Annotated in this window: 12 protein-coding genes; 2 read left to right on the top strand and 10 right to left on the bottom strand. The window is 61.0% G+C overall.

Annotated elements, in window-relative coordinates; genetic code table 11:
- The 8 genes from B5X69_RS21765 to B5X69_RS21630 form a co-directional block, all read right to left on the bottom strand.
- Positions 1-188, bottom strand: a 188-nt coding sequence (locus B5X69_RS21765; RefSeq protein ID WP_217699169.1) for a hypothetical protein, incomplete at its 3' end; no start/stop codon positions are given.
- A 117-nt stretch (positions 189-305) separates the two neighbouring features.
- Positions 306-431 carry a winged helix-turn-helix domain-containing protein gene (locus B5X69_RS19795; RefSeq protein WP_176141709.1) on the bottom strand — a complete coding sequence of 42 codons (126 nt, stop codon included), beginning with the start codon at positions 429-431 and terminating at the stop codon, positions 306-308.
- On the bottom strand, positions 428-748 hold the full coding sequence (locus B5X69_RS19790; protein ID WP_079640234.1) for a helix-turn-helix domain-containing protein: 321 nt from the start codon (positions 746-748) through the stop codon (positions 428-430). The genes B5X69_RS19795 and B5X69_RS19790 overlap by 4 nt, the downstream gene beginning before the upstream one ends.
- Positions 749-956: 208 nt before the next feature.
- Positions 957-1,289: a hypothetical protein gene (locus B5X69_RS21635; protein WP_176141708.1), complete on the bottom strand. Its 333-nt coding sequence runs from the start codon at positions 1,287-1,289 to the stop codon at positions 957-959.
- 30 nt (positions 1,290-1,319) lie between these two features.
- A complete protein-coding gene (locus tag B5X69_RS19780) occupies positions 1,320-1,853 on the bottom strand; it encodes a helix-turn-helix domain-containing protein (RefSeq protein ID WP_079640233.1) in 534 nt (177 codons plus the stop codon).
- 84 nt (positions 1,854-1,937) lie between these two features.
- Positions 1,938-4,364, bottom strand: coding sequence for a TonB-dependent receptor (locus B5X69_RS19775; RefSeq protein ID WP_079640232.1), 2,427 nt, complete (start codon positions 4,362-4,364; stop codon positions 1,938-1,940).
- Between the two features lie 226 nt (positions 4,365-4,590).
- Positions 4,591-5,247 carry a hypothetical protein gene (locus B5X69_RS19770; RefSeq protein ID WP_079640231.1) on the bottom strand — a complete coding sequence of 219 codons (657 nt, stop codon included), beginning with the start codon at positions 5,245-5,247 and terminating at the stop codon, positions 4,591-4,593.
- A 780-nt stretch (positions 5,248-6,027) separates the two neighbouring features.
- Positions 6,028-6,243: a hypothetical protein gene (locus tag B5X69_RS21630; RefSeq protein ID WP_079640230.1), complete on the bottom strand. Its 216-nt coding sequence runs from the start codon at positions 6,241-6,243 to the stop codon at positions 6,028-6,030.
- 193 nt (positions 6,244-6,436) lie between these two features.
- Between B5X69_RS21630 and B5X69_RS19760 the strand changes: the two genes are divergently transcribed.
- Together B5X69_RS19760 and B5X69_RS19755 are read left to right on the top strand one after the other, a co-directional pair.
- Positions 6,437-6,676, top strand: coding sequence for a hypothetical protein (locus tag B5X69_RS19760; RefSeq protein ID WP_079640229.1), 240 nt, complete (start codon positions 6,437-6,439; stop codon positions 6,674-6,676).
- Positions 6,677-7,142: 466 nt separating this feature from the next.
- Positions 7,143-8,195, top strand: a complete 1,053-nt coding sequence (locus B5X69_RS19755) for an NAD(P)-dependent alcohol dehydrogenase (RefSeq protein WP_079640228.1) — start codon at positions 7,143-7,145, stop codon at positions 8,193-8,195.
- 209 nt (positions 8,196-8,404) lie between these two features.
- Here the strand turns inward: B5X69_RS19755 and B5X69_RS19750 are convergent, their stop codons facing one another.
- Together B5X69_RS19750 and B5X69_RS19745 are read right to left on the bottom strand one after the other, a co-directional pair.
- Positions 8,405-9,544: a sulfotransferase family protein gene (locus B5X69_RS19750; protein ID WP_176141707.1), complete on the bottom strand. Its 1,140-nt coding sequence runs from the start codon at positions 9,542-9,544 to the stop codon at positions 8,405-8,407.
- Between the two features lie 2 nt (positions 9,545-9,546).
- Positions 9,547-9,870 carry an MDR/zinc-dependent alcohol dehydrogenase-like family protein gene (locus tag B5X69_RS19745; RefSeq protein WP_139375901.1) on the bottom strand — a complete coding sequence of 108 codons (324 nt, stop codon included), beginning with the start codon at positions 9,868-9,870 and terminating at the stop codon, positions 9,547-9,549.
- Positions 9,871-9,959 lie beyond the last annotated feature (89 nt).

Below are 9,959 nucleotides of genomic sequence, written 5' to 3'. Positions count from 1 at the left end.
GAAGCCGCATATCCGCCTCCAGCCGATACGCCGTCGCCGTGCTGAACGCCGCACACGCCGCCGCTGAACGCGGCGACATTGTCTGTCTCATCTTCATATAATATCTCACCTGATGATCGTTGATATGGCTCCCAGGCACCGCATCTCCCCTTCAGAAGAAGCTCCACCTGGCAGGTCACGATCACCAAAAGCCCCCTTCCAGAAGAAAAGACGCCTGCGGCGGTGTGTCTGTCGCTCCTCGGGGCTTCGCCCCTCGTCCCGACAGACACACCGCCGCCCATTCTCATCCTGTTTGTCGGCAATTCTCACCTTGTTTGTCGCGCAGCAAGGTTCAGCCGATCGAGCAGGCAGGACATGCCCCAGAGGCTGTAGCGTACGCCGTAGCGGCGCTCGACATGCTCGCACAGGTCGATGAGGCGCCAGGCGCTCACGCCATCGCGTTCGGGATCAGCTCCGCGCAGGATATGGGCTTTGAGCGCGGCCTCTCGCCTTCGCTCAGGCGCTCGGGACGGCCGCTCCGCGGGCGGTCGTGGAGACCCTCGGGTCCTTCGGCATTGTAGCGGATCACCGCGTCGTGGAGCGCCTGGCGCTCCATCCCCGCCAACCTTGCCGCCTCGGCACGCGACATGCCCTCGAGCGCATTGGCGATGGCGAGCAACCGAAGCACGGCGCGGTGGTCATGCTCGCGCGCCGCTCGGTGGCGGAGCTCAGCTGGTGAATAGTCCTGACGGATCGAAAGGGCAGCCATGGCAACACCCCTCGGCAGCGCCCCACGCCCACATCACTGAATCACGGCAGCACCTGCAGCGCAAGCCGAGTCACCACTTCGCTGAGTGGGTATAACTTGTTCGTCGAGGATGTAGACTGCGGCCGAAGGGGCAAGGGGCGCGACGCGCTTCGCAGCTCATCGAACCGAACCTGCGTACCTTCTATCGTTCAATTCACCAGATCTGCGGTCATGTCGTCAACTTCATCGACCATGATACCGCTACTGGCCATGCCGTGGCGCTCAAGCAGCCGGTGCAGCCAGAAGCCGTCGAGCCAGCCTCGGCGATGACGGTGATCGCCACCGGGGCCCCGAGGCGCTGCGCAGCCGCCATCTGCAGCCGCTCCAGCAGCGCGAGAAGCGCTGCGGCATCGCCGCCGGCCACGCTATACTTCGAGAACTTGGGACTGCCCGGCGCGCTCACCGTCACCAGCCAGTGCGATTTGCTCAGTTCGAGTGACGCAAAGAGCGTGTTACTCTCGGACTGGACGGTGGCTGGTGTCGTCGCGAGGTGATCGAGCATCGGTCGTCTCCCTGCTGATGGGTGACAACCTCAGCTTACCAGCACCGGCTGCCGTCCACCCGCATGGGATCTTTTTTCGGCGAACTCGGAATCGACCCGCGCGCCGAACCAAGTCTCATGGCGGCGCCAGCGCAAGCCTTCGGCCGCTAAGATCTCGTCGATGTGGCTGCGCTTCATCGCGATCCCCTTGTGCGCGTGGAGATAGGCCGCGAGCCGATCAAGCGTCCAGGAGGCAAAGGGCAGCTCGAGCGACTTCGGGTTGGTCAGGGCCGTTGCGATGACGGTGGCGACCTCATCTGCCGTGTAGGTGGGCGGGCGGCCCGAGCGCGGCCGGTCGTTGAAGCTCGCCAGTCCCTCGGCATTGAAGCGCAGAACCTGGCGCCGCACCGTCTCAGCGCTCACGCCGAGACGCGCGGCAAGTGCCAAGAGGGGCTCGCCCTGGTGCACCGCCCAGATCACGCGCGCCCGCTCGACGCGGCGGACAGTCTCAGTACGCGAGTGCGCCAGCTTCTCCACCGCCGCGCTCTCGTCGGCTGTGAGTTCTCGTAAGGGTACCGGTTCCATGACGGCACCTCCGCGCTGCAGAGATGCCGCTCATTCTACCACCATCAACTTGCCGGATGAACCACTTAGGTATGATTCAGGCTATCAGAACCTGAAAGTCGCACTCGCGCCATAAGTTCTCGGCGCGCCATAGATTACGGTCGAGTATCCGAACGCCTGGAACTGGGTGCCGCGATAAACGATGTAATTCTTGTCGAAGAGATTCCTGACCCAGAGCTGCGCACTGATCGGCGAACCCATCACGTTTTCCCAATTCAGAGATGCGTTCGCAGTGAAATAGCCGTCGATGGTATTGTACACTTGCCCGAAGGTCGCATTGTACGGCGGGAACACGTTCGTCTGCGTGATCTTGCTCGTATAATAGCCGGAGATCGTGCTCGTCACCGTACCGGCCGACGGGTCGAGCGGCCATTCATATGAAGCGGCGACGTTGAATTGATGCTCCGGTGTCTGCGCAGGCGTCGAGTTGCTCAGGTCCGTGGCAGGGACAAGCGTTGTGCCGGTCTGTCCATCACCATTTCCGCCGACTGCAGGGAACAGGAACTTGTCGAACTTCGAGTGAATATAATTGTAGCTTGCGTCCAGCGTGAGCCGATCAACCGGCGAAAAGCGCATCTCGAAGTCTGCACCGTAAACTGACAACTTGGCGGCATTGAAGACGCCGAAGCCCGCCGAGCCATCGTCATAGTTGAAGTTATAGAAGACCTGCTTGTCACTCGTCTTTCCGTGGTAGATCGCGACGTTGGTCCTGATGGGCCGCCCACCCACCGACCAGTCCGCCTTTACACCGGCTTCCATCATCGTGGTCTTCTCGGGCTTGAAGGCCGGAACTTCCCGGATGGTGAAATTCAATCCGCCGGCGAGATAGCCGTGACTGATCTTCGCGTAAGCCAGCACGTCGGAATTGAACTTGTTGGTGACGGCGAACATCCAGCTTGGTGCCCGGAAGCTGGCCGAGCGCGTTCCCGAGCACGTGGCAAGATCAAAGTCGACGAAGCCTGTGAACGCATTGGCCGAGCAAGGTATCGTCGCCGTCGGGTAGAAATTATAGCCGTAAGTAGCAAGAACGCCGTTGCCCGACGCGCGGGACCCGGCCGATTTGATGCGGTCCCAATTGTATCGGAAACCACCCGTAACACTGAGTGTCTCGGTGATATCGAAGTCAGAGTTGAAATAGACCGCCTTCGATTTGAACTTGGCTCTCTCGAAGGTGTGAATCTCGGTGACCAATGGAGCATTGAAGAAGGTCAGATAAACTCCCTGGACCACAGCGGAGTTGAGACCCTGGCTTTTGTCTCTTTGCGAAAAATAGCCGCCCAAGCTGGCACGGATCCGCCCGTCGAGGCCAGTGTACCGCAGCGTGAGATCGTCAGTCCATTGGTCGTTTTTGGTGCTACCGGTCGTATGGACCTGAGTAATCGTCGTCCCGCTGGATTCTTCTGAAGTGTCGGTGTCCTCATGACGGTAACCCACCACGTTTCGCAGCGAGAGGCTGTCCGAGAGCTCGATTTCCAGCAGATGCTCGAGGCCGAACAACTTAGCCTTACCGAAAAACGGCTTGCGAACGCCCGAGGGGTCAGCGCCGACAAAGATGGTCTTTCGGGTTCCTGTCTGCGCGCCCAGGTTTGTCAGGTTCACCCCGGTCGGCGTCGGACCGAATGCAACGGGGATCTGAGCGATCGGCTCCTCGTCCCTGTTGAAATAGTCAAGAATCAGGACGCTGTTGACCGGCCCACTGTTCAGCGACATCGTCCCGCGAGCTGAGTAATGGTCTTCGCTCGAGAACTCCTTAGGGGCACCGCCTGCTGCGATCGGATTCTTCACATAGCCGTCGCGCTTCACGTAGTTGCCGGCAAAGCGGAATCCAAGAACGTCATTTACCGGCAGGTTGATCATGCCTTCGAGTTCGCGGCGATTGTAATTGCCGTATCCGCCTTTGACATAGCCCTCGAATCTGTCGGTGGGCCGATTTGTGCGCACCGAGATCGTTCCACCGGTCGTGTTGGTGCCGAACTGGGTGCCCTGCGGCCCTTTGAGCACCTCAACGGTAGAGACATCGTAGAACGCGTTCGCGATTGTGAATGACGAAATGACCGGAACGTCGTTCATATAGAGCGCGACGCCGCCGTCGATCCCAAGCTCCGTGGCCGTGCCGCGGATCGCGAAGATCGGGGCGCCAGCGGTGGCGGCTGCGCCGATCGTCAGTCCGGGAGTAACCGTCTGCAGATCCTGAACATTGAGGACGACCTTCTTTGTCAACTCCGCGCCGCTGAAAGCGGCGACCGTGATGGGGAGCGACTGCGCCGACTCCGCAACCTTGCGGGCGGTCACAACGATGTCTTCGAATTCGGTCGGAGCCTGCGCATCCTGCGCAACGGCCGGCACGGCCGCGAGAGCTACCGAAATTGCCGCCATGGAAACAGCGGCCACATAACTGGTCTTGGATTTCATTTTAATCTGCCTCCCCTGATCCAATTGTTCTTCGCTGCCGCACGAGCGGCGCGCGTCCATTCTTGCCTTGTCCTTCGATTTTGTGCGTTGCACGCTACAAAGATGTAATCGACTCCTTCAACGGGTTACAGCGGAGCGGCAACGCGGCGGCACTACAATCAGGAATGAGATAGATGCAGTTGCGGTCATGCGCTGGTCGTGGCGGGAGGCGCCCACGGCGATGGGCGGACACCTGGCCGCGCCTCCGCCGAGAAAGGCCAGCCCCCCGGTGGGCGTCGAGAGATGCTTACGCGCGAACTTCCTCGTTCTCCGGCAGATAGATGGGGCGACCTGTCCAGCCATGGTAGATCGTCTGTTCGTCCATCATCTCCATCCCGCCTGCCTCCTTATATGTCGGCTTCGATGGACGGAAATTGATGAAGCCCATGCCCGAAGGGCCGGTGCGGAAGCCGTACAGCACGTCTTTCGCCACGAAGATAACGGTACCCGGCCCGTAATGGCGCTGGCCGAGCACGATCTCCCCGTTCGTGACGACGATGATCTCGTCCTCATTGTGCGAATGAAGCGCTACTTGGAAGTTCGGATCCTTGAAGTCGTTCTGATGCAGCCAAAGCTCGCACGTGTCGCAATCCGAGTCGGCGAAGAGCGCGGCCTCGACATTCCACTGGCCTTCCATGCGTCCGGCGCGCGGCACATGATCGGCCGGAAGCACGTGAACATGGCCCCCGGCCCGCACCGAAGCGGCATGCTCGTCGGTGGCATTGAAAACGAGCAGCATCGCTCCGTCCTGCTTCGACACGAGCGTCGCTGTCGCGCCGTGCTCGACGATGACGACGCTGCTCTTCTCCAGCCGCACGCCATCGCGCTCAAAACAGCCATCCCATACATAGGCGAGGAAACCGTGGCGACCGGCTGAGAAAGTGAGTCGTGCGCCACTGTCCATAGTGTGCCAGCGCGCCTGTAGAGGCGTATTCGAACCGTCAAGAGCGGCTCGCGTTGCGACTGAGCCCTCGGCCCGTTCTCCAGCCGCCGGACTACCGACATCTAAGCCAGCCAGCGGAGCAACCCGTATCTTCGCCATGCAGAATTTCCTCCTTGCGCAAATAAAAGCGTCTCTGTTCCATTTGGCATTGTCAAGGTGCGGGCCAAGAAAGCCTTCAATCCAAGGTCTGTTGAGGTTAACCGTCAGTTGATGACGCCGCTTGCAGGTCAGTTTCCGGGAGAGAAGCTTTGATGCAATCGTACTGCGCTGGCGACCGCGCCAGCGAGCGTCAGGATTTCAGCGGTCATCCTAACGTTCGAGTGAGCGATGGCCTGGCGGCAAGGCATCAATTCGCACCGGGCCGCGGAGCTTGATTGTCGCATCGACAACTCCCGCGTCGGGCTCATCGACTGACGCTCGACGACCTCGGCTCTCGCCCGGTCGGGGCGTGCTTGACCGCAAGGCGGCGGCGGCTGAGCGTCCTGACGCTCAACAGAGCCTGGCCCCCAGTTCCCCACCGCGCTGTCGCACCGGCCATGAATTACATCCGTGATTTCATCCGCTCGCGCCGCAAACACAGGTGGGCAGTGCCTTGCGCGAATCGCAGAAGCACCGTGCGGCGCGTCAAGGCTCGGCCGCATATTAGATAGGAGATCATGGCGCCCGGGATTGCAAGACCGGATGAATGCACTTGCAAAGTCCACGAACGCTTCACAGGATTTGCGCCATGGAAGAGTTTGACTACATCATTGTCGGTGCGGGTTCGGCCGGGTGCGTCCTGGCCGACCAGCTTTCCGTGGATCCGGCATCCTTGTCACTGGCATGGAGGATGATGGGATGCAGCCGGAAAGCTCGACCGACCATATCGCCTTGTTGTCGCTGATGATCGCCGGCACGCTCATCAAGCGCCTCAATGAGGTCGGCCAGCTTGACGAGGCAACCGCCCGGCAGCTCCATCAGCTCGTGCGCGGCGTGCGCATGCGCGCTCGCGCGGCCTTTCCGATCTCAACATCCACTTCGACAACATCGATCGGACGCTCGGCGACAAGCTCAAGGGCAGCGAAGCGGCCTGACCGGTGCTGCGCCCTCTCGACCGCTGCGGTGGAAATATGCCATTCCTCTTGCATGCAGAGGTAGCAGGAGAGGCCAGATGCAAAGCATGGGCGAGAATTGCCCGTTCGAGTTCAACTTCGATGAGAAGACCTTCAAGGTCGGCGACACTGTCAGCTACCGGGTGACCGGCGGCCTTGCAGGCTTTCCCTTTGTTGGCACGCTCCTCGAGGTGCACCAGGATCATGTGATCATCAGCGCTGATCCCAATGATCCCGCCAGCCGCATGCGCGGCACGCGTGAGAGCCGCCCCGCGGTCGAGGAGTCGGAGGTCGGCTGACGATTGGCCTTCCTCCAAATCCGGCGGCCGCCATCACCATCCTGATAGGGAGAGCGTTTGCCCAGTTGCCAAGCGGCGCATGCTTGCCCTGAGGGGGCGCCACATATAGTCCTGACCCGGACGGAAACGCTGCTTGAGTCCTTCAGCAGACGGCGAGGAGAAAACCGCTAAGCCGTTCGGCTGAGGCAACTGATGGGTCTGATTTGCAGGCGGGCATAGCGTATTGATCGCCGGCTCCGGAAAGAGGTCATTCGGATTTCTAGGGCATCGCATTCGAGCGGCTATGCGACTTTTTCAATGCGTCGGCATTTCTCAACGCCGGCGGATCGCGTTCTGCATGCGACATCAACAATGTGATCGACTGCGCGAGGCTGCGACGTCTGCCGGAGCGCCGCCACCGTGATTGGAGTGGCGGGCGTTGTCCTGGAAGTCCCGCAAATGCTCTACCGATGAGGAGGCTGCTAAGATGACACCGACCCGGGCCTATGCCGCACTCGCCCAAGGTTCAACTGTCGAACCATTTACAATTGAGCGGCGGGATCTTCGTGCCGATGATGTGGCGATGGATATCCTCTATTGCGGCGTCTGCCATTCGGATCTGCACCAGATCCGCAACGATTGGGGCAATACGATATATCCGGTCGTTCCCGGACACGAGATCGTCGGGCGCGTCACCGCTACGGGGCCGGCAGTGACGAAATACAAGCCCGGTGACCTGGTGGCGGTCGGCTGCCTCGTCGATAGCTGCCGAGTCTGCGAGCCGTGCGAGGAGGGGCTGGAGCAGTTCTGCGAGAAGCAGGCCACCATGACCTACAACGGCCATGACCGGCATGATCGAAGCGTGACCTTCGGCGGCTATGCCAGCCATCTCGTTACGAGCGAACGCTTCGTGTTGCGGGTCCCGGAGGGCCTCGATCCCGAAAGGGCTGCGCCGTTGCTGTGCGCCGGCATCACGACCTGGTCACCGCTGCGCCACTGGAAAGTGGGGGCCGGCGCAAAGGTCGCGGTTGTCGGACTCGGTGGACTGGGGCATATGGGCGTGAAGCTCGCCGTCGGTCTCGGCGCCGAGGTCACGGTCATTACCACCTCGCCCGGTAAGCAGGAAGATGCCCTCAAGCTGGGCGCACAGGACGTCCTCATTTCCTCCGACAATGATGCAATGGCCGCAGCGTCCGGCCGCTTCGACTTCATCCTCGATACCGTGCCCGTGCCGCACGATCTGGCACCCTATCTAATGCTCGCCCGGCGTGATGGCGCGGTGGTGGTCGTTGGCATGGTCGACATGGTGCCGAGCTTTCATTCCGGTATCCTGCTGGCAGGCCGCCGGGTGCTCTCGGCCTCGATCATCGGCGGTATCCCCGAAACGCAGGAACTTCTGGACTTCTGCGCTGAGAAGAACATCCTGCCGGAGTGCGAGACGATCGCAATGGCCGACGTAAACAAGGCGTTCGAACGAATGAACCGTTCCGACGTCAAATACCGCTTCGTCATCGATATGAGCACGTTCGAACAAGGGTGACGCGAGCAACCGGCGGCATTCAGGCGAAGTCGCCGCGCCAACCGTGATCGGGCTGTGGCGACCGCGCCCTCGGGCCGTAACCCAAGCTACGCTCCCGATCCCTGTCGATGCAGACCGACATCGGGTGTCCCAATCCACTGGGACACCAACATCCGAAGTGGCATCTGGTCCTGGCAGGACCAGCGCGATGCTGGTCCTGCCACTGGCGCTCACAAGTCGTAGCGTTGAATATAAGACGCAAAAGCTTCCAGCAATGAACTGTCGTGCCTGATCTTGCCGTAGCTGTGGCCTTCGCTACCGCCCTCCTTGCTGCTTTCTGCCCAGCCCCCCATCGCAGCTTCCGCCTCCGCACTCAGGGTCAGCCCGAATTTGGTGTAGATGGCCCGGACGACGCCCAGCGGATCGCTGCGGATGTCTTTTTGCAGGACATTCACGAAGCGATCGGGGTAGCGATCCTGGGCAGCCATCGTACGACGTACGCCTTCGGCCCAGAATGCCGCTTCGCGCCTGAGCCGACGCTCACGATCGATGCTCTCGCCAGTCAAGCCGGTCATCAAGCTGTCCAGCAAGCTGGCGAGAGAGGCCAGCGATGCAGCCGGGTGCCGGTGTGTCTGCACCACGCACGCGTCCGGAAAGACCGCGAGCAACGCATCAATTCCAAAGACATGGCTGGGATTCTTCAATAGCCAGCGTCGATCATCGTTCAGCCCGACCAGCCGCAGCACGTCCTTGTAACGGCTGTACGACGGGGTTTCGTCGGCAGCCATCAGCCACCTGTCATATAGTGGCAGATCGAATTGCGAGGGGAACGTGTTGGAGCAGAAGCTCTGGGCCATCGGCAGCAAGCATTCATCAACGTCATCGGGTTGAATGCCATGGGCGATCATCGCCTGCGGCGCGATCGCCGTCATCTGTTCGACCATGGCGACGGATGCCTGATATTGTGGATGGTTGGACCAGGCTTTGCGGGGCGGCCTGACGAGCGGTGCGTCGCAGATCAACTTTTCGATACCCTGGAACTGCGGATCCTGGCTCAGTAGGTTGTGCAGTGCGGTCGTCCCGGTGCGCGGCACGCCAATGACAATCACAGGCGTCGCAATGGTGCGCGTGCGATAATCCGAATGCGCCCGCCACTGCGACTCGGTCTGCAGCCGGGCGACGAGCGTGGCAAGGATCACGGCTTCGGCAACGGCGGCCTTTCGGCCCGCAATCCCTTCCTCATCCAACGATTCCAGCAGGATGCGCAGGCCCTCGTGGTACCCGGTGTCACCGAAATCACTGAGCCCAGCCTGCTCCGCTGCACGCCGATGCAGCTCGTCAAAGCGCGATTGCCATATCTGTGTCGTCATCATCAGCCCCACGGGTCGATCTGCAGCTTGCCGCTGCCCCCTTTGCCTTCGCGAAATTCCTCGAATGCTGCGGAGGCCTGCTCCAGGCCGACCGTATCGGTCACCATGGTCCGGGCCAGCGCGCTATCGCGGTCGATGACGTCGGCGCTGGCTGCGAAGTCCTCGCGGGTGAAAATCGTCGACCAGCGGATCGTTACATCCTTTATCATAGCCATGCCGGGAACGATCTGATCGGGCTCCAGGCAGAAACCGAGCCCGACGACGAGGCCCTGCCCGCGCACCAAGTCAATCTGCTGCGCGACAAACAAGGTGAGAATTGCCGACAAACAGGGGCTCATCCGCAAATTTGGTGCAAGTTGGGGGATTCACGCGCGAATCGGGAGCGTGCATAGAGTGGGGATTACGGTCAGCGATG

The organism is Sphingopyxis flava (assembly GCF_900168005.1).
Lineage (GTDB): Bacteria > Pseudomonadota > Alphaproteobacteria > Sphingomonadales > Sphingomonadaceae > Sphingopyxis > Sphingopyxis flava.
Note: the sequence above shows the minus strand (reverse complement) of the source record. Positions and strands in the feature narration are given on the sequence as shown.

What these genes read in the sequence shown, in the direction of transcription:
- B5X69_RS19780 (WP_079640233.1), bottom strand. Translation starts at nt 1,853, where the DNA reads ATGGAACCGGTACCCTTACGAGAACTCACAGCCGACGAGAGCGCGGCG.
- B5X69_RS19790 (WP_079640234.1), bottom strand. Translation starts at nt 748, where the DNA reads ATGGCTGCCCTTTCGATCCGTCAGGACTATTCACCAGCTGAGCTCCGC.
- B5X69_RS19760 (WP_079640229.1), top strand. Translation starts at nt 6,437, where the DNA reads ATGCAAAGCATGGGCGAGAATTGCCCGTTCGAGTTCAACTTCGATGAG.
- B5X69_RS21630 (WP_079640230.1), bottom strand. Translation starts at nt 6,243, where the DNA reads ATGGAGCTGCCGGGCGGTTGCCTCGTCAAGCTGGCCGACCTCATTGAG.
- B5X69_RS19750 (WP_176141707.1), bottom strand. Translation starts at nt 9,544, where the DNA reads ATGACGACACAGATATGGCAATCGCGCTTTGACGAGCTGCATCGGCGT.
- B5X69_RS19770 (WP_079640231.1), bottom strand. Translation starts at nt 5,247, where the DNA reads ATGGACAGTGGCGCACGACTCACTTTCTCAGCCGGTCGCCACGGTTTC.
- B5X69_RS19755 (WP_079640228.1), top strand. Translation starts at nt 7,143, where the DNA reads ATGACACCGACCCGGGCCTATGCCGCACTCGCCCAAGGTTCAACTGTC.
- B5X69_RS19775 (WP_079640232.1), bottom strand. Translation starts at nt 4,364, where the DNA reads ATGGACGCGCGCCGCTCGTGCGGCAGCGAAGAACAATTGGATCAGGGG.
- B5X69_RS21635 (WP_176141708.1), bottom strand. Translation starts at nt 1,289, where the DNA reads ATGCTCGATCACCTCGCGACGACACCAGCCACCGTCCAGTCCGAGAGT.